General features: G+C 54.1%; 16 protein-coding genes and 1 pseudogene. 8 read left to right on the plus strand and 9 right to left on the minus strand.

The genetic code is table 11. From position 1 onward, the window contains the following. Positions 1-174: 174 nt before the first annotated feature. Positions 175-1,023 (plus strand): ankyrin repeat domain-containing protein, encoded by an 849-nt coding sequence (locus ACR0NZ_RS12490; RefSeq protein WP_480519270.1) that lies wholly within the window; start codon positions 175-177, stop codon positions 1,021-1,023. A gap of 138 nt (positions 1,024-1,161) precedes the next feature. On the opposite strand, the pseudogene ACR0NZ_RS12495 reads toward ACR0NZ_RS12490, so the two are convergent. Together ACR0NZ_RS12495 and ACR0NZ_RS12500 are read right to left on the minus strand one after the other, a co-directional pair. Beyond that, positions 1,162-1,275 (minus strand): annotated as a pseudogene (locus ACR0NZ_RS12495) (IS30 family transposase); the annotation flags it as partial. Then, positions 1,235-1,384 carry a GDCCVxC domain-containing (seleno)protein gene (locus ACR0NZ_RS12500; protein WP_480519272.1) on the minus strand — a complete coding sequence of 50 codons (150 nt, stop codon included), beginning with the start codon at positions 1,382-1,384 and terminating at the stop codon, positions 1,235-1,237. The gene ACR0NZ_RS12500 and the pseudogene ACR0NZ_RS12495, both read right to left, overlap by 41 nt. Positions 1,385-1,744: 360 nt before the next feature. On the opposite strand from ACR0NZ_RS12500, the gene ACR0NZ_RS12505 reads away from it, so the two are divergent. Continuing rightward, positions 1,745-3,472: an adenylate/guanylate cyclase domain-containing protein gene (locus tag ACR0NZ_RS12505; protein ID WP_480519274.1), complete on the plus strand. Its 1,728-nt coding sequence runs from the start codon at positions 1,745-1,747 to the stop codon at positions 3,470-3,472. Positions 3,473-3,594: 122 nt separating this feature from the next. Here the strand turns inward: ACR0NZ_RS12505 and ACR0NZ_RS12510 are convergent, their stop codons facing one another. Further along, on the minus strand, positions 3,595-3,999 hold the full coding sequence (locus tag ACR0NZ_RS12510; protein WP_480519276.1) for a lipocalin-like domain-containing protein: 405 nt from the start codon (positions 3,997-3,999) through the stop codon (positions 3,595-3,597). Between the two features lie 394 nt (positions 4,000-4,393). Here ACR0NZ_RS12510 and ACR0NZ_RS12515 point away from each other — a divergent pair, with 394 nt between their 5' ends. Next, positions 4,394-5,407, plus strand: coding sequence for a GlxA family transcriptional regulator (locus ACR0NZ_RS12515; protein ID WP_480519278.1), 1,014 nt, complete (start codon positions 4,394-4,396; stop codon positions 5,405-5,407). A gap of 127 nt (positions 5,408-5,534) precedes the next feature. Then, positions 5,535-6,920: an IS1182 family transposase gene (locus ACR0NZ_RS12520; protein WP_480519510.1), complete on the plus strand. Its 1,386-nt coding sequence runs from the start codon at positions 5,535-5,537 to the stop codon at positions 6,918-6,920. Between the two features lie 378 nt (positions 6,921-7,298). Here the strand turns inward: ACR0NZ_RS12520 and ACR0NZ_RS12525 are convergent, their stop codons facing one another. The 6 genes from ACR0NZ_RS12525 to ACR0NZ_RS12550 all read right to left on the minus strand — a co-directional run bounded on the left by ACR0NZ_RS12525 (position 7,299) and on the right by ACR0NZ_RS12550 (position 13,464). Beyond that, on the minus strand, positions 7,299-8,108 hold the full coding sequence (locus tag ACR0NZ_RS12525; protein WP_209834532.1) for an NAD-dependent epimerase/dehydratase family protein: 810 nt from the start codon (positions 8,106-8,108) through the stop codon (positions 7,299-7,301). After that, a complete protein-coding gene (locus ACR0NZ_RS12530) occupies positions 8,096-8,998 on the minus strand; it encodes a hypothetical protein (protein WP_480519281.1) in 903 nt (300 codons plus the stop codon). Before ACR0NZ_RS12530 ends, ACR0NZ_RS12525 begins: the two co-directional genes overlap by 13 nt. A gap of 52 nt (positions 8,999-9,050) precedes the next feature. Further along, positions 9,051-10,046, minus strand: a complete 996-nt coding sequence (locus tag ACR0NZ_RS12535; RefSeq protein WP_010437236.1) for a substrate-binding domain-containing protein — start codon at positions 10,044-10,046, stop codon at positions 9,051-9,053. 56 nt (positions 10,047-10,102) lie between these two features. Beyond that, complete coding sequence (locus ACR0NZ_RS12540) at positions 10,103-11,089, minus strand: ABC transporter permease (protein WP_480519512.1); 987 nt, start codon at positions 11,087-11,089, stop codon at positions 10,103-10,105. 2 nt (positions 11,090-11,091) lie between these two features. Further along, complete coding sequence (locus ACR0NZ_RS12545) at positions 11,092-12,645, minus strand: sugar ABC transporter ATP-binding protein (RefSeq protein WP_480519284.1); 1,554 nt, start codon at positions 12,643-12,645, stop codon at positions 11,092-11,094. A gap of 147 nt (positions 12,646-12,792) precedes the next feature. Further along, positions 12,793-13,464 (minus strand): GntR family transcriptional regulator, encoded by a 672-nt coding sequence (locus tag ACR0NZ_RS12550; protein ID WP_480519286.1) that lies wholly within the window; start codon positions 13,462-13,464, stop codon positions 12,793-12,795. An 85-nt stretch (positions 13,465-13,549) separates the two neighbouring features. Here ACR0NZ_RS12550 and ACR0NZ_RS12555 point away from each other — a divergent pair, with 85 nt between their 5' ends. The 4 genes from ACR0NZ_RS12555 to ACR0NZ_RS12570 all read left to right on the plus strand — a co-directional run bounded on the left by ACR0NZ_RS12555 (position 13,550) and on the right by ACR0NZ_RS12570 (position 18,107). After that, the gene (locus ACR0NZ_RS12555; RefSeq protein WP_480519288.1) at positions 13,550-14,440 is read left to right on the plus strand and encodes an SMP-30/gluconolactonase/LRE family protein; all 891 of its coding nucleotides are present in this window, start codon (positions 13,550-13,552) and stop codon (positions 14,438-14,440) included. A gap of 26 nt (positions 14,441-14,466) precedes the next feature. Beyond that, positions 14,467-15,501, plus strand: a complete 1,035-nt coding sequence (locus ACR0NZ_RS12560) for a sugar ABC transporter substrate-binding protein (RefSeq protein WP_480519290.1) — start codon at positions 14,467-14,469, stop codon at positions 15,499-15,501. A gap of 84 nt (positions 15,502-15,585) precedes the next feature. Further along, positions 15,586-17,109, plus strand: a complete 1,524-nt coding sequence (locus ACR0NZ_RS12565; protein WP_480519292.1) for a sugar ABC transporter ATP-binding protein — start codon at positions 15,586-15,588, stop codon at positions 17,107-17,109. Beyond that, the gene (locus ACR0NZ_RS12570; protein ID WP_480519294.1) at positions 17,106-18,107 is read left to right on the plus strand and encodes an ABC transporter permease; all 1,002 of its coding nucleotides are present in this window, start codon (positions 17,106-17,108) and stop codon (positions 18,105-18,107) included. Before ACR0NZ_RS12565 ends, ACR0NZ_RS12570 begins: the two co-directional genes overlap by 4 nt. Position 18,108 lies beyond the last annotated feature (1 nt).

An 18,108-nucleotide genomic window follows, 5' to 3' on the forward strand; every position in this document is an offset into this window, starting at 1 on the left:
GTCCATCAAAATGATGATCCCAAGCCAAAAAGGACACAAAAGTCAAAACCGATTGGACGCTCCGAGATCAACCAAGTTTCCACACACCCTCCGGACAAAGCGGCCACTCTTTGCAAGAAATGAAATTGACGACTAGTTGTGGTATTAAGGCTCCCACAACCGGGGGATGCCGCAATGAACAGAACTTGGAAAACATTTCTCGCGGGGGTGGCTGCGCTATGCGCCACCATGTCGACAAGTTTCGCTGAAATGATCCACTTGATGGCTAGAAAAGGCGATGTCGCAAAAGTTATGTCAGAAATCGAAAAAGGAGTGCCGGTGGATCTGCCGAGCACCACAGGCGCTCGTTTTGAAGGTTCGTCACCACTCGTAGTAGCATCTCGGTTCGGTCGTTCGGACGTGGTCGCGGCCCTGTTGGAGGCTGGGGCCGACCCAAACTACTCTCTTCCCAATGCTGAGTACGAAAAAACTCTTGCATACCCAATCCATGTTGCGTCAAGCAACGGACACACAGAAGTTGTTCGATTGCTTTTGGAAGCCGGTGCTGATCCAACTGTCGTGGATCCTTGGCTTGGGACAGCACTGCATTTCGCCTCGTTGCGTGGGCACGACGAAATCGTGACCATGCTATTGGATGCTGGCGTACCTACAAGTGCAAGTATCCCTAGTGTGAAGCACTTGATTGGTAATGCCGATAGGGGCCGAGGAGAAACTCTGGCAGGTGCCTGCAAAGCCTGTCACAGCCTGGAGAACAATGGGCAAGTTCAAGCCAATGAAGGTCCGCCACTTTGGGGAGTTCTCGGGCGCACCATTGGCTCGTACGATGGCTACGAGTACTCGACGGCTTTGTCAGCGATTTCAGGTGTCTGGGACTACGACAATCTAAACTCGTTTCTTGGGCGTCCACGAGAATACATTCCGGGAACAAAGATGGACTTAGATGGAGTTTGGTTTGATCAGGATCGCGCAGACTTGATTTCTTACCTCCGGACACTCGATGAAAACCCGGTCGCATTGCCTTAACAACCAATCGAAATTGAGCGTAGGATACGCGTTGGTGAGGTCAGAAGCAGCCATCAGAAAGAGCTCGTTGGGCGTCTGCTTTGCGGACCAACCAGACAGGCGGGTCGCAAGCTTCAACGTCAACAAACGGCGGTGATTTCAACTGATCGCCGCAACACATTCTGCAAACTTCTCAGCTGGCGTTTGATATTGCAAGGTTTTGCGAGGCCGCTCATTGAGTTGCCTGGCGATGGCGCTGAGTTTTGCACGGCTTGCACTCGTAGAACCATTGGCAGGCGTCAATTGACATTTCTTCGGTTTCGCCATGTCGACACTTTGAGCAAGTCAATTTGCTTTCAAGCACTACGTTTTGGCCCGTCATTATCTCACACTTGCACAATCAGGAAATCGTTGATCCGAACCTCACGTAATACGACAACCCAAGACAATCCGGTCGAGGTTGCTATCAACTCCAAGAACCGATTGTTGGTTAAGTCAGATTATCTGTCCAATGACTTTGCGAGATCAGCAAGTAGGATAGGCTTCTGACCCTGAATGGATTCCGCTGCTGATATCGACAGTCTGAAAGCCCGCGCACAATACTGACACTAAATCACCTTTGGTGGCCTACCCTCTAGGGCGGACCGAAAAATAGTAAAGTTTGTGATAGCCAAATGCCCAATAGTTTGGTGGAATGAGAAGATTATCATTGTTAACTGCCCCTGAGACAAGGTGTCCTTGTTTGCGTCGACTAGCCGCCATTTTAGCCGCTGATGTTGTTGGATTTTCCGCACTGATGTCGCGTGACGAACAAGGCACTTTGGAACAGCTGGTCGCTTTTCGCCGAAGCTGCTTCGATCCGCAGATTGCCCAGCACAACGGTAGAATTGTTAAACTTATGGGCGATGGTGCATTGGTCGAGTTTGCGAGCGTTCTGGATGCGGTCGCTTGCGCGATTGCCATCCAAAACAACACCAAAGCTCAAAGCGCAGACCGGATTCAACTTAGAATTGGCATTAATCTGGGCGACGTGATTACCACTGGCGAAGACATCTATGGTGACGGGGTCAACATCGCTGCGAGGCTGGAACCTCTGGCTGAACCAGGTGGTGTATGCATTTCCGGAATCGTGCACGACAGCCTAGGGGGTAAAATCAACGCCAGATTTCGAGACGACGGAGAACAGAAACTCAAGAACATTGAAACACCGGTCCGAGTTTTTCGCTGGGCTGCGGGTGACATTTCTACCTCGCATACGCCGTCTCCGAATTTAGATGCTGGAAAAGCTTCGATTGCCGTACTGGCTTTCGACAACATGTCTTCTGATCCAGAGCAGGAATATTTTTCCGATGGAATAGCAGAAGATATCATCACTGCGTTGTCGCATTTCCGCGACTTTTTCGTCATCGCCCGCAATACGAGCTTTACCTATAAGGGAAAGGCCATTCGCGTCGATCAGGTGTGCCAAGACCTGGGCGTGCGATACTTGGTGGAAGGAAGTGTGCGAAAAGCTGGCGATCGAGTAAGAGTGACTGCGCAATTAATTGACGGTGAGAGTGGCGCTCATATTTGGGCCGCCAAATACGATCGTGAATTGACGGACGTTTTTGCCGTTCAAGACGAAATTACCCAATCCATTGTCTCGGCTGTCGCACCCGAGACGATCGGCGCTGAAACCCGACGTGCACGCTCGAAACGGTCAGACAACCTCAGCGCCTGGGACAAAGTGCTTCAGGCCAGATGGCACCTCGGAAAATTCACTAAGGAAAATAATCAGATCGCCCATGATCTATTAAAGCGGTCGTTGGAAAGTGACTCGGACGACAGCGAAACACATGCGGCTTTGGCGCTCAGTCACATTATGGGCATGCTTCACTTGTGGCGCATGGATTCCAAGGAAGCCATTCAGACAGGAGAGTTTGAGGCCGGCCTTGCAGTGCAACTAGATGATCAAAATGCTAACGCTCATGCTGTGTTGGGTATGGCTCTGTGCTTTGCTCGCAAATTCGATGAGTCTTTAGTCCATTTGCTGCGTGCCATTGACCTAAATCCGAACCTGGCTATCGGGTATGGTAACATTGCAGCCTTGTATGGCGTGTCGGGCGAGTCCGACAAGGCAGAGCAATCGGCCAAACATGCAATGGCCTTAAGTCCGCGCGATCCATTGAAAGCATTTTGGCGTGGAGGGCTTGGGATCGGTGCTTATGTAACGCGACAGTACGGTCTCTGCCTTGAAAACGCGATCGAAGGCCTGAAAGAGCACCCGGGTTACGCATCGCTAATGCGGCAAGAGGCAGCTGCGTTGGGTATGTTGGGGCGCAGAGAAGAAGCACAACTTTCCATTAAGCGATTGCTTGAAACGATGCCGGAACTGACGATTGAGCGGGTGCGCAAGATGGTACCTGTTAGAGATCCGGAAGACTGGGAACATTGGCTGGAAGGCCTAAGGCGCGCTGGATTGCCCGAGTAAGCAAAGAGATGGCGAATGCCGAATGAGGAAACTCGTTGGGCGATGTCAACTCTAAACCGACATTCGCACTTAGAATTTGTACTTCCCAAGTTGCAAATGAAGTGATCGATTGCCGCTGCCGCCTACTTTTTCAGGCGCTCCCAAACCAAAATAGCTCTTCCTTTCTTTCCTCCGAAAACAACCCCTTCCGCCGTCAATTCCAAAAGCTCTCCGATTAGCGTGATAGTTCGCAATTTATCCTGCCCGGCCCAAGATGCCACAGTCGCAACATGAACCCGGTGCCGAACAACTGCGCCCTCAATTGACCAATCACCGCAATAGGAAAAGTAGCTGGGGTCGTCACTTGAGTTGGCTCCCTCGACATGCCTGACGGGGTTCCAAAGGTGAGCCGACATGAACCTATCGCTCGAGTAGACAATCCGGCCTTGCGGGTTGTCGCCGTAGGGCAGAAGAGTGGCGCTGTCGTCAAACTCGGTGACGAAACTCTTCAATACCCATGTTCCGATTATCGAGAAGGTCTCCCTCATTCTAGCAAAGCTACCCCGGCAAATGCCTGAACTGCAACGACCGGGTTGAACTCAGAACTGCGGACGAAACGGACATCGAAATTGCTCAAACTAACGGTCTCTCACCAGTGAGCAGCCTGGTCCAATATAGATCACCGATTTCCACATCTCTTCCGTAACTTTGCAGTTGCCGGTTCCATTTCCTTGGTCATCTGTGATGCTGAGTTCTTCTGGCGCGGATCTCTTCGGAAAAATCAGCATTTTAGTGTCGAAAATTAAATCCCAAACTGCGTTCATCTTCACTAATACCTCCAGAGGGCTGCGTGCCCTTGAAGATTGCGCGACATTTTTCGTTGGGCGTGAGTGGTGGAACAGCTAAAAAAGGGGTAAATTCACCATTTTGGGAATTTTGCCTATGCCATTTTCGGTTCAGATCGTTGCCACCCCAGAAACCAGCGCCTCCAGCGTGTTTGGCCTGTATGACACTTTGGTGGCCGCAGGGCGGGACTGGGAACATCTGGTGAGCGGCGAGGAGCCAGTGCCGGTGTTTGACGTTAGCCTCGTTGGCCCAGACACCAAGGGATTTCGTTGCGGAAGTGGCGTGTGGATCGCTCCAGACCAGACATTTAACAACGCAGACGACGTTGATATTGTTGTCGTACCTGGACTGACACTTTCTCCGCACGACCGACTCGACCCCAAACAACATCCTTGCTTGGGGTGGCTTGCCAAGCGCGACTTGGCCAAGACACGCATAGTGTCAGCCTGTACAGGGGCGGTCTATTTGGCGGAAATAGGTATTTTGGATGGGGTTGAAGCGACCACACATTGGGCTTGGGAAGGCCTTTTTCGGAGGTTTTATCCGAATGTACGGCTTCGCATCGACCGCGGCCTTTGCTTTGCTGATGCGTCTCGCGGACCCGTAACGTCGGGTGGGACAACCGGGTGGCAGGAACTCGCTACGTTCCTGATCGCGCATTACGGCGGCACGCAAAGGGCAGTGAGGGCAGCAAAAGTTTGGCTTATGGCCAACCGCGGAGAACTCCAGGCACCATTCTGTTCAATGATTACTACGGCACCTCATGCTGACGCCATAATCTCACAGGCTCAGCTATGGATTTCCGACAATTACGCCATCGACAACCCAGTCGCAGAAATGGCCAAACGTTCCGGGTTGCCGCCAACTACGTTTGCGCGACGCTTCCGCATAGCCACGAATAAGTCACCGCAAGATTACGTTTTGGCGCTGCGAATAGAAGAGGCCCGGCAGTTGCTTGAAACTACCGACGGCTCCGTCGCGGAGGTTGGAGAAGCAGTCGGCTATACCGATACGCCGTCGTTTAGGAGGTTGTTCAAGCGAAAGACTGGACTGACTCCTGTAGAACATCGCAGAATGTTCGGCCAGTCTCGGTTTTCTCGCTACTCTTGATGGACGTAAGCTTCTACGCCTAGTCCAAACGCCTACGACCGCTCAGGGCTTATTTTGTTGAAAAACTCTTCCTTGATCGATGCATGAACTGCTGATTCAATTCTTCCAGTGGGCGGGAGGATTGGCGATGATGGGACCGAGGCAGGAAGCGCAATCGTCGCTGTTCTATGAATTCTCATTGGAGAACCACGTTCCCCAAGATCACCTGCTTCGGTCGAGTGATCGATTTGTTGATCTGAGCAGCATTCGAGCACATCTCGCGGATTTTTACAGCCACACTGGCCGCCCATCGGTCGATCCGGAACTGCTGATCCGGATACTGCTGGTCGGCTACTGTTTTGGCATCCGGTCGGAGCGTCGGCTTTGTGAAGAGGTGCACCTGAACCTCGCCTACCATTGGTTCTGCCGTCTCGATCTGAATGACCGTATCCCGGATCATTCCACGTTTTCCAAGAACCGACACGGGCGTTTCCGGGAGAGTGAGCTTCTGCGGCATCTGTTCGAGACGACCGTCGCGCGCTGCATCGCGGAGGGTTTGGTCAGCGGCCAGCGCTTGGCGATTGATGCCAGTCTGATCGAGGCAGATGCGAATAAACAGAATTCAACGCCAAAGGAAGAGTGGGACGCGACGAGTATCGATCCGGCCGATGCGCCCCGCGCGGTCCGCGAGTATCTCGACACGCTGGATGAGGCTGCTTTCGGGACTGCGAGCGAGGTGCAACCAAAGTTCACCTCCCATTCTGATCCGGCCAGCCAGTGGACGGCGGCCCGTAAAGGCCCAGCATTCTTTAGCTATTCCGACAACTATCTGATCGACACGGACCATGGCGTCATCGTCGATGTGGAAGCCACACGGTCCATCCGACAAGCTGAGGTCGGATCAACCAAAACCATGCTGGACCGGGTAGAGGACAAGTTCGATCTGCATCCAGAACGGCTGATCGCCGACACCGCTTACGGCACCGGGCCACTTCTTGGATGGCTGGTCGACCGCAAGATCGCGCCGCACATTCCTGTCTTTGATAAATCCGGGCGCAACGACGGAACCTGGACCCGTGCGGACTTCGAATGGGACGCCGGGAAAGATCAGTACATCTGTCCCGAAGGTCATGCGTTGAAGCAGTTCCGCCGTAACTATTCTGACCCAAACCGAGGGCCAACTGGCAAGGGCACGGCCCGCTACCGCGCCCTGAAAGACGTTTGCCAGGCCTGTCCATCAAAAGCCAAATGCTGCCCTAATGCCGACGCGCGCAAAATCACCCGCGAAGAGCACGAAGACGCACGCCAGGTCGCCCGCGAGATCGCCAAAACCCGCCAATACGACATCTCGATGAAACTCAGAAAGAAGGTCGAGATGCTCTTTGCCCACCTCAAACGCATCCTCGGTCTGGGACGGCTCCGATTACGCGGACCATATGGTGCCAATGACGAATTCCTCCTCGCCGCCACCGCCCAAAACCTCCGCAAATTGGCCAAGATCATTCCTGCACCGCAGCAAACGCGAAAGACCTGATAAGAAAGGCAATCGCACTCAGCTCAGATGACTACTTTCTGCGTCAGCAACACGTTGTTTTTCAACAGAATGGGCTCGAAACAGACGTTCTCTGCGCGCGGGATAAAAGGCTGCTGTTTTGCGGATTGATCTGATGGTTCGCTTAATCCGCAGATGAGCTGACCACTCCACCAGAGATCGCTTCAGATAACACCCGTTCAGCGACGTTTGCGGTTCGTTATCGAAGTATCAAACATCAATGGTTGCCAAATCTGGCGCTCGTTATGTCGCTCTCCGTCTACCGCGAAGCGGACAAAGATGACCTTTTCAGCGCTTACTTCGGCGCGAGGTTTCGGAAACTGATTGCGCAACGCAACAACAATGCCCGAATCTTGTTCTCTACCAATCCGGGAAACGTGTCGCGAAAAAGCTGGGGAGTCGGACTGTAAACAGCCGCTGCAGCATGGATCTCAAGGAAATGCCCACTGTTATTTTTGCGGGGCTTCCATCCTCTGGAGAGTAGCCAATCGTTTGTCGTGTTTCGGTGATATCCCAGCGCATACCTGGGTTATCTGACATTAGGTTCAGGGCTGCGAAGGAAATATCCTTGGCATCTATTGCGGCGCGCATTCCGCTTAGAAAGTCCCGATCACTCAACCACATTTCCTGACCCCACCGGCCCATCGCCATGTGTGTGCCGGGTTGGTTGCCGTGAGTCCATTGCGTCCAGCCGATGCGCAAGCAGATGACCGACAGTCCGTGATGCTCAGCGAAATAAGCCCCTGTCCGTTCACAGAATAGCTTTGACATGCCGTAGGCGTTTACTGGCCCTGGTGGTGTCGTGCTGTTGAGCACCTGATGCGTGAACCTTTTGTCGCCGTGAACCCAGTTGGAGCTGGCAAGAACCACGCGGCTGACGCCCATGGCTACCGCATGGTGATAGAGAGAAAGCGTTGCATCCATATTGTGTTTGATCGCGGAGGCCCAAGTGGCGGAGGGCTCTCGGTCTCCGGCAAGATGCACGATAACGTCCACTCCCTTTAGCAAACTGACCCAACTGCTGTCGTCGGACAGGTCTGCTGTGTGAATGTCGGGATGATCAACGGGACGGATGTCGATGCCAGAGACGGTGTAATTGGAGTCGCTTTCTAGCGCGTTGAAGAGTTTGCGGCCTAGATGCCCGCCTGCGCCTGTAATCAAGACATGCATGACAGGAACTCCTTGTTGTTTGTGAGCCCCAATGGCATTTGTGTTGCATCTTCATCCGTCAAGACGCGGAACGTCTGCCGAAAAGTCAGCGTTTCATTTGGTGCAAGCTTGCGTGCCGGGGAGTGCCACTCCGCTTCGCAATAGGCGTAATCGGCTGAATTAAAGACCTCAAACGGATAGTCGTGTGCAAATTGATCGCCCTTTTGAGGTTCTGGTACCGAGCACATTAGCAACGGGGCATCAGCGCCGCACCGTATCAATGTACGACCGTTGGGGTTCGGTAGCCCGACCTTGAATTCCTGCTGTCTGTTGCAATCCACGACAATGCTTTTGCCGTGCGTCGCTATCATCCCTTCGGCAGAGCCAAAAACAGGATAAAATGCAGGGTCTTGCAATTCGACACCGACCTTGGTGGGGGTGTTAAGCATCATGACTGACCAAATGCCGGTCAGGCGCGAGGAGGTCCCATGGTTGACCACGATGTGTTCTATTTCCCAGCTTTCCGCCGAGGTTAGCGTGATGCGGCGCGACACTGACAAGTGCGAGGTCGGGCATACTGCGCTGGTCATGTCGATACGAGTGCTGCTTCTTGAAGTGATCTGGTAAGAGCCGCTGTCCAACACGGGAAACGGAGCGCCGTTTATCCAGGATGCATCTGGGGCGATCCACGTCTTCTCTCCGCCCCAGAGCGGAAAACCAAATTGTGGAGAGCGTGTGGGCAGATCAGTAAGCCGTGTGTCATCGACATCCAAACCGTCGAGATCTGCGTTCTGAAATAGGAGGGAGCGACCTTGGAAGTTTATATCCCATAGGCGGCCCCCGATGCCGGGCAGGAGTGTCAGCTGCAGATCGTTTTGCTGCAGGTGAAGAACGCTCCATCTGTCCGACATGTACCCCCTCCTATCGGTTTCCCGGCGCGATCGAATGCGCCGGGACAATCCCTTAGGTGTGCTTGAACTGGACGACGTTCTCGGCAGTAATCGGCATAACCCCGGTTTCAACGCGCTCGGGTAGAGGATTGATGCCAGCCGCCTTCCAATCGGGCAAGACCTTCAGCGCATCAGTGTTCTGCCAATGCATCATGTGGAAGGCGAGAAAGATCTCCAGATAGGATTTCTGAGCCACAGCGCCGTGAATTGTGCCGTCTTCGATATAGGGAAGCATATCATCATTTCGGTCCATCGCGACGATCTTGATGTCCTTGCGTCCTGCCTCATTGACGGCAATTGCCGCGCCTTTGCCGCTGTCGCCGTCCGTGCCGCCAATGCCAACAATATCCGGGTTCGCCTGAATTGCCTGAAGGTAGGCTGTCGGCGCATAGGACGGGTCGGCCTTATCGTTGACGACGTCGACGACCTCGATATCTGGGTATTTCTCAGCAAAGATTTGTTTGTACCCCTCGACCCGCTCCAATGTGGAGGGGGCAGGGAAAGTGCCGAGGATAACCTTGCCTTTCCCGCCAATCGCTTGTGCGAGCATTTCACCGCCGACACGTCCTGCCTGAACGCCGTTGATACCAAGGAATGTGGACCGGGGACTGTCGGGAATATCGCCAATACAACATGTGACCGGAATGCCCGCCTCGACCGCACGTTCGACGCCGGGAGCCAGAGTGGCCGGATCACCGGGGAAGATAAGGATGCCTGCGGGACGTCTTGCGATCAGTTCATCCAATTGGCGTGCTTGTGCGGCCGTGTCGAAATCCAACGGGCCGGTGAATGTGGCCTTGATGCCCATTAACTCTTCAAGGTCTTCCATCGCATTGCGATAGTCCACCCAGAACGGCACCTGCGTTACGATGGACAGGAACACATACTCTTTGCCGGCCGCTTGTGCCATGGCTTCTTTGGACAGCATGGGCAGTCCGAACGCTGCGGCCAATCCAGCGGTGGTACCCGCTGTCAGCAGCCTGCGCCGATTCACATTCAATTCAGTCATCGTAGTCTCCCTGTTTTGGATCTTTGGTTGTTGTTGGGTTTTGGAAAGCTTATGGATTAGCCCCGTTTGCTTCGGATCAGCATGTCCAAGGCCACCGCTGTAACGAGCACACCGCCGATGACGATCATCTGCCAGTAGATCGATACGGCCAGCATCGTCATAGTGTTGTTGATCAACGCGACAAAAACGACGCCGAGGAAAGCACCGAGAATAGTACCTTCGCCGCCGCGTAGGGATGCGCCACCGATGACCGCAGCCGCCAGAACCTGAAGTTCGATACCGTTGCCTGCCGTGGGCGTACCGCTCATCAGGCGGGAGGCCAGCAATACACCCGCCAAAGCAGCCAGAATACCGGTCAGTGCGTACAGAATGATACGCACGCGTGTGACATGGATGCCTGACAACATCGCGGCCTTTTCATTGGCGCCGATGAAATAGACCTGACGGAAAAAGCGTGTATGGCGGACGGCCAGGTCAAACAGGACGACGAGCAGAATGGTGAACAAGACGATTACCGGAAAGCCGCCTATTTCAGCTTTACCGATCCAGGCAAATGATGCCGGCAGGCTTGAGACAGAGAAACCTTCCGTCAGGACAAGAGCGATGCCTCGCGCAATCGACATCGTGCCGAGGGTTGCGATAAGCGGATTGATCCCGAGGCCGGTCACCAGCAAACCGTTCACTACGCCGACAATTCCACCCAGCACCAATCCGCATACAACAGCGAGCGGAATTGGCATGCCGGTCAAAAGCAGCATGGCTACGACGGTAGAAGACAAGGCCATTACCGACCCGACGGAAAGATCGAACCCGCCAGAGGCAAGCAAGATCGCCATACCGATCACGATGATCGCGGTCGGTGCCATGCCCACGGCCACGGCTCGAAAGTTCGAGAAGCTGAGGAAATAGGGATTAACGTTGGACATCACGATGATGATGGCGGCGATCAGAACGATCAGCGTCAGTTCACGAATATCGACAAAAGCTTGTAGAACACGGCGCAGCAGCGGACGCTTCATGGGCAAGTTGGCTTGAGCGGTCATGGTCACGTCGCGACTCCTGATTGATTGGTTTGGGGTGCCTCCACAATTGGAACGGAATTTCCAGCGGCCATTTGAAGAAGCGTGGTTTCGGTTGCCTCAGCGGCTGCGATGTCTCCCATGAGGCGACCGTCGTGGACGACAAGGATGCGGGTCGAGAGAGAGACCAGTTCGGGAAAATCGGATGACACGACGAGGATGGCCTTTCCCTCGGCTGCTCGACGCAAAAGTTCCGTGTGGATTTGGAATTTGGCTCCGACATCGACCCCTTTTGTGGGCTCCTCAATGATCAGAAGAGCTGGCGCGCGTTTGAGCCACTTGGCCAACATAATCTTTTGCTGATTGCCCCCTGAGAGATCACCAACAAGTTCGTTAATCCCGCTGGTTTTGACACTGAATGCGTCAATGGCTGTTTGGCTGGCTGCTTTGATCGAGCCCGAACGCATGAACCCAGCAGACGCATGATCGGAAAGACTGGCCGCGATCAGGTTGTCGCTGAGTGATTGTTCCAGAAAGAGGCCTTCAGTCTTGCGTTCCTCGGGAACAAACCCGACCCCAGCACGCATCGCCTGCCGCAAGGACGCAAAGTTAACAGGCTTGCCGTGCAGTCTGATCTCCCCGGTCGCGCCATGCATCAACCCGACAATCGATCGAACAATCTCGCTGCGGCGAGCGCCCATCAACCCTGCCATCCCTACAATCTCTCCGGCTTTAATGGAGAAAGAAATGTCTTCGAATTCATCTGGATGGGTTAATTCTTGGACATGCAAAACCTCTTCGCCGTTAACCTTACCTGACCGCGTGACATCACCGGGGTGAGCGCCGCCGATCATCTCGGCGACGACTTGTTCCTGAGAAGTTTCCGAAACCGGTAAAGTGCTGATGTGGCGCCCATCTCGCAAAACGGTAATGCGATCCGAGATCTGGAAAATCTCGGCCATATGGTGGCTGACATAGACGATGCCAATCCCTTTCTTTGTCAGGGACTTTAGGACTTCGAATAGTGCGTCTACTTCGTCGGGTGCCAATGCTGATGTCGGTTCATCCAGCAAAAGGACGCGGGAATTCAACGACAGCGCCTTGGCGATTTCAACAATCTGGCGGGAGCTTATTGGCAAGTTTTCCACGGGTGTTGAGACGTCGATATCCAGACCGAATTCCGCCAGTAACGCCTCCGCACGGCGGCGCAGTTCAGGCCAGTCAACCACGCCAAACCGGGTGGGTACGCGCCCCGCGTAGATGTTTTCCGCAACAGAGAGCGCGCCAGCGAGGCTGAGTTCTTGAAAAACACAGCCGATGCCCAGGGATTGCGCGTGCCATGGGCTTTCGACTCGCTGTTCCTTGCCGTCGCAGAGGATACGCCCAGCAGAAGGTTGGTGAAGTCCATAAAACAGGCCGAGACAAGTGGATTTTCCGGCGCCGTTTTCCCCGCATAGCGCGTGAACTTCGCCGGGTCTCAATTCAAAGTCGACGCCATCCAAAACAATGTTCGTGCCGAAGCTTTTGCCAACCCGATCCAGCTGGATCAGTGGCTGTAGCCCCGGTGAGTCAGGTTTCACTGCTGGCGTCATACAAGCTTCCTCCCGCCTTTTGATTGGCATCTGATATCTCAGATGTCAAATGAAAAAGAAAAGACCGTGAGGTGCCCAAAAGAAAGGGGCGGCGCCGTTCTGGCCCGCCCCTGTCACAACGAAGCTACGTTTTTGCTAGGATGCGGTCGCTCCTTCGAGGACGATGGCGGCGCTTTTGTAGGCTTGTCTAGTGCGGTCAATATGCGCCGTGAGAAGAGATTTGATTTTGGCCATGTCACCTTCGCGAACGGCAATAGCGATTTTTGAATGCTCGTCGAAGGAGAGCTCAGTATGCTGAGGCAGCTTCGCCAAATGGGTTCGCAATGCGGCAATCTTACCGATGTAGCGTGTATAGCTGGCCGTCAGATAATCGTTACCTGCATGTTCAAAAATCAACTGATGAAATGTGGTATCCAGTGAAAGGTAGCCCTTTTCATTACCTCGCCTGCGTTCCTTCTCCATGTCCTTCACGACACGCTGCATGTCGCTGGCAAGACCTTCCGGGTGCCGCAACAACGCAAGTTCAAACGCGGCAGTTTCGATAGCCTGTCTGAAATCGCAGATCTGAGTCACTTCCGGCTCAGACAGCGAAAAAACACGTGCGCCTTTTTGAGGCTCGATACTAACCAACCCTTCGTCACGTAGTTGAGCGAGTGCTTCGCGGACCGGCGATTTCGATACGCCCAGCTCTTCGGAGATTTTTCGCTCCGACAAAACCTGACCCATTTTCAGGGAGCCATCGATAATACTATTCCGCAAATGTTCCAGTGCGAGTTCACGCAAAGACTTGGGTCTCTCAAGCGCCATCTGAGGATATCTCCAAAAAAAGGTGTTGCCAGATGCAAGATATCTGATACACCAGATTAGGCAAGCTGGTATATCAGATATCAGAATGTACTTAGGAGATCAAAAAGTGCGCGCAGAGTTGGTCGTCGATTGTAAGAACCAGCACGGGGAAGGGATTTTCTGGAATCCCGCCGATGGTCTTGTCTGGTGGACCGACATTGAAGGTTGTGCGCTTTGGTCATTTGATGCTGCAACGTCAGAAACTGCCTCTCATGAGATGCCGGAGCGTGTGTGTTGCTTCGCGCCGCGCGCGTCTGGCGGTCTGATTGTTGCTTATGCTGATCGAGTTGTCTTGTTCGATTCGCCCAATAGCGAGGAAACCCTCGTGGCACGATTCGAGCCGAACAATCCGGAGACACGGCTGAACGACGGGCGAACCGATCGCCAGGGGCGAATGATTGTTGGAGGCATGAACGAAGTTTCTGGTAAGGCCGATTCGTCAGTCATCCTCGTCGATAAAGACTTGAGTGTGCGGACGATTATCGAAGGAGTGTCTTGCGCCAATTCGACTTGCTTTACATCCGACGGTGAGACGATGTTCTTCGCGGATACTCCGGATCGGGAAATCGTCGCATTTGATTACGACACCCGCAATGGAACCATTTCGAACCGTCGGCGGCACGCTTCTTTTAATGATGAGCCCGGCTTGCCTGATGGGTCCTGTGTCGATGCCGAAGGGGGCGTCTGGAACGCCGAATGGGAAGGCCATCGCGTTGTTCGCGTCGCACCTGACGGCACGATAGATCGCGTGATCGAGGTGCCGGTCTGGAAACCAACCTGTTGCGCTTTCGGTGGCCCTGATCTCGACACGCTGTTCATCACGACCTCAAGGCTGATGAGTGACGAAGCAGCTTTAACAAAAGAACCGGAATCTGGCGGCCTCTTTGCTGTGAAACCCGGCGTTCGTGGCGTGATCGACGCGCCGTTCAAAGGATAACCAACGAAATTCTGGAGGAGAAAACTATGTTGAAAACGCTAATGACCACTACGCTTGCCGCGGGGTTCGCAACGCTGGCAACGATCGCTCTGGCGGAAAATTATCCAGCGCCGGTTCCACTTGAGGACGGGGCCCAAGCGCCGATCGATGCGATAGAGCCCAAGAACGAAACGTTCCGGATCGCGTATATGCCGCCGGCGACAGAGTTCAACTATTACATCGCCATCGGTGAGGGCATCAAAGCGGTTGCTGCTGAGGCCGGGGTCGAAGTGTTCATGCTTGCGCCCCAGTCCGGTGCGGACATCAACGGTCAAATGGGCATGATCCAGGATGTGCTGACGCAGGACGTGGATGCGATAATCTTTGGAACACACGATGAATTTGCTGCGGCACCACTGCTGAAGCAGGCCGTCGACAAGGGCATGGCAGTTCTGATGATCAACTCGGACATTCCGAACTTCCCGACACCCATTCATGGCGTTGTCGGGTACTCTCAGCGCAACGGCACGCATGCTATCGCGGATTGGGCCATTGAGACTTACGGCGATAAACCGTTGAAGGTCGGCATCATCGAAGGGCAGCCTGGCTATCACTCAACCGAGCGTGTGGGTGGCTTCCTCGACGGTATCGAGGGCAACGAAAACTTTGATGTTGTGGTGTCTATTGACGGAAAATGGAACGTTGAGGGCGGCAACACTGCTGGTATGGATATCCTGCAGTCGAACCCTGATCTGGACATGATCTTTGCGGCGAACGACTACATGATCATCGGAGCGTCCTTCGCGGCTAAGGCACTCGGTCGCAATGACATCGTCCTTTTGGGCAATGATGGCGACACGTCAGGCCTTGAAGAAATTGCGGCTGGCAACATCACGGCAACCGTCAACACCTCACCATTCCTGATGGGTAAGGCGGCTATGCACGCAACCATTGATGCGCTCAACGGGTCCTATCCCGGCGGCTGGATCGAAACGCCCACATCAATTGAAGACAAAGATGGTGCGATCAGCGTGCTGCAAGAGCCAGAAAAGCTCTTCCCGCAGCCGTCCAAAGAGTACTGAGTTTTCTCCCCGCTTCCCGGTGGCGCGTGCGCGTGCTGCCGGGTCGCAAACCAACCGAGTTTCACTTTTGTCGAGGCAATCGCGATGACACCCGCAACGCCCCTTTGGGAGTTTGTCGATATTACCAAGGCCTATCCTGGGGTTTTGGCGAATGACAAGGTCTGCATCCGGCTTATGCCCGGTTCCATTCATGGGCTGCTGGGTGAAAACGGCTGTGGCAAGTCGACTATGATCAAGACACTGTCCGGCGTGCAGCAACCCGATAGCGGTCAAATCCTGCACAATGGCAAGCCGGTCACGATCAGCGACCCGCAGGCGGCACGTGAACTGGGCGTCGCAACAGTTTTTCAGGAATTCTCTATCGTGCCCACCTTGTCGGTTGGCGAAAACATCTTCCTTGGCAATATGCCTCGGTCCCGCTTTGGCGTGATCGACTGGACCAAGGTCCACAACGAAGCCGCGCGCGTTTTGGCGGAAATGGATGTCGATGTTTCTCCCGAAACAATCACCGGCTCGCTATCGGTAGGCGAGCAACAACTGGTCGAGATCGCGAAAGCCGTCGCGATGGACGCCCGCATGATCATCCTGGATGAGCCGACGGCGGCATTGGGTGAAGATGAAATTGAACGCCTGCACCAGTTACTGCGCAATATGCGTGAACGCGGAACCGCTATTCTCTATGTGTCGCACAGGCTGGATGAGGTTGAACGGATCGTTGATGAAGTGACGATCTTGCGCAACGGCTGTGTTGTGCGAGCAAGTGGCGAGACCAAGATCAACGTCTCTGAGATTGTCAGCGCAATGGTCGGTGAGGACATTGGTGAGCACTATCCCAAGGAGCAGAACGCGACCAAGGATGTTGTGCTGGAAGCGGCAGGTCTGAGCACCAATTCGGGCGTGAAAGATGTATCGTTTTCGTTGCGCCAGGGTGAAGTTCTGGGCTTGGGTGGCGTATTGGGCAGTGGCCGCACAGAGATTGCCCGCGCCCTGTTCGGAACAGACGAGCTAACAGGCGGACAGATAAGACTAAATGGCAAACCGGTTCGCTTTCGTCGGGAAATTGATGCGATCCGTGCGGGCTTGGCTCTTGTCCCAGAGAATCGAAAGTTTGACGGGTTGTTCTTCAATTTCCGCGCAAGCGGGAACGTCACCGCAGCGTCCCTTGGCGGGCTAAGCCGGTTCGGCGTGTTGAATCTCAAGGCGGAAGAGCAAGCTACCCATGACCTGATCTGCGATCTGGAAATCTCAACCCAGGCTGAGGAAAAGACGGTCAACTTTTTGTCTGGTGGCAATCAGCAGAAGATTGTTATTGCGCGTTGGCTGTTTTCAGCCTCGGACATTCTGATCCTTGATGAGCCGACGCAAGGGATCGATATCGGCGCGAAAATCGCTGTTTACAAGTTGATTAACAGGCTCACGCGGGCGGGAAAATCGATCATTCTAATCAGTTCAGACCATGATGAGTTGCTTGCGATGAGCGATCGGATTGCCGTCGTGCAGCACGGAACGATCGTGCGCACGGTCGATGCATCCGACCTTACGCATGACGATCTTGTTCGCGCGTCCGCCGACACCCCCCAATCCAAGCCTAAGGAGGCTTTCGCATGAAGCGGATCTTTGACACCCAGTTGATCGGGCCATTCGCAGCAATGGTGATTGTCGCACTGATCGTGGCCCTTACGACCGAACGCTTCCTGAACCCGGGCAACCTTTCTAACCTTTCGCTACAGGTAAGCATCGTGGCCTTGATCGCAATCGGGTCTACTATCGTGATCTTCGCTGCGGGCATCGATCTGAGTTCCGGGTCTATGGTGGCTTTGCTGACCATGATCCTTGCGCAAATGTTGAAATTTGTCGGCATTCCACTGGTTCTGGCGCTGCCCCTCATACTCTTCATGGGCGGATTGCTTGGTCTGTTCATTGGGCTGATAACAGCCTACGGGCGTATCCCGTCGTTTATCACGACATTGGCGGCGTTGATTGCCTTCAGGGGCCTTGCCCTGACCTTCAACAATGGGTCTCCGATCTTCTCGCTGGATCCGGCGTTAGAGCCAATCTTCTACGGCAAGCTGTTCGGCGTTCCGATGCCTTTCTTCTACCTCGTATTCTTCTACGTCCTTGCTGCGTTCACCATGAACTTCACGAAACTTGGGCGTGAGATCTATGCCGTGGGTGGTAACCCAGCCGCTGCCGTTCTGACGGGTATCAACGTACGTAAAGTTCAGACGACGACATTTGTCATCGCTGGTTTCATGACGGCTGTTGGTGCGATCCTGATGTCAGCGCGCCTCAACTCTGGTTCGCCCAACTATGGCCAGACGCTGGAACTGCAGGCCATTGCCGCTGCTGTTGTCGGCGGAGCCAGCCTTGCAGGCGGTCGTGGCAACATCCTCGCCACGCTGATGGGGGCGATGACAATCGTTATCGTCCAGAATGGTTTGAACCTGAACGCTGCGCCATCTTCAGTTCAGAATATCGTGCTGGGCCTGATCATTCTGTTGGCCGTCGGCATAGACATGTGGCGCGCCGAGATTTCGGGCTTTATGGGTCGAATGTTCGGCCGCCCTTCATCGCAGCAGTCATCTAACGTTAAGAAGGAGGCCTGAG

The organism is Ruegeria sp. AE3 (assembly GCF_056542225.1).

Bases quoted from the DNA above. Each gene is read 5' to 3' on its own strand.
- ACR0NZ_RS12490 (WP_480519270.1), top strand. From the start codon at position 175: ATGAACAGAACTTGGAAAACATTTCTCGCGGGGGTGGCTGCGCTATGC.
- ACR0NZ_RS12500 (WP_480519272.1), bottom strand. From the start codon at position 1,384: ATGACGGGCCAAAACGTAGTGCTTGAAAGCAAATTGACTTGCTCAAAG.
- ACR0NZ_RS12510 (WP_480519276.1), bottom strand. From the start codon at position 3,999: ATGAGGGAGACCTTCTCGATAATCGGAACATGGGTATTGAAGAGTTTC.
- ACR0NZ_RS12515 (WP_480519278.1), top strand. From the start codon at position 4,394: ATGCCATTTTCGGTTCAGATCGTTGCCACCCCAGAAACCAGCGCCTCC.
- ACR0NZ_RS12520 (WP_480519510.1), top strand. From the start codon at position 5,535: ATGATGGGACCGAGGCAGGAAGCGCAATCGTCGCTGTTCTATGAATTC.
- ACR0NZ_RS12525 (WP_209834532.1), bottom strand. From the start codon at position 8,108: ATGCATGTCTTGATTACAGGCGCAGGCGGGCATCTAGGCCGCAAACTC.
- ACR0NZ_RS12530 (WP_480519281.1), bottom strand. From the start codon at position 8,998: ATGTCGGACAGATGGAGCGTTCTTCACCTGCAGCAAAACGATCTGCAG.
- ACR0NZ_RS12535 (WP_010437236.1), bottom strand. From the start codon at position 10,046: ATGACTGAATTGAATGTGAATCGGCGCAGGCTGCTGACAGCGGGTACC.
- ACR0NZ_RS12540 (WP_480519512.1), bottom strand. From the start codon at position 11,089: ATGACCGCTCAAGCCAACTTGCCCATGAAGCGTCCGCTGCTGCGCCGT.
- ACR0NZ_RS12550 (WP_480519286.1), bottom strand. From the start codon at position 13,464: ATGGCGCTTGAGAGACCCAAGTCTTTGCGTGAACTCGCACTGGAACAT.
- ACR0NZ_RS12555 (WP_480519288.1), top strand. From the start codon at position 13,550: ATGTACTTAGGAGATCAAAAAGTGCGCGCAGAGTTGGTCGTCGATTGT.
- ACR0NZ_RS12560 (WP_480519290.1), top strand. From the start codon at position 14,467: ATGTTGAAAACGCTAATGACCACTACGCTTGCCGCGGGGTTCGCAACG.
- ACR0NZ_RS12565 (WP_480519292.1), top strand. From the start codon at position 15,586: ATGACACCCGCAACGCCCCTTTGGGAGTTTGTCGATATTACCAAGGCC.
- ACR0NZ_RS12570 (WP_480519294.1), top strand. From the start codon at position 17,106: ATGAAGCGGATCTTTGACACCCAGTTGATCGGGCCATTCGCAGCAATG.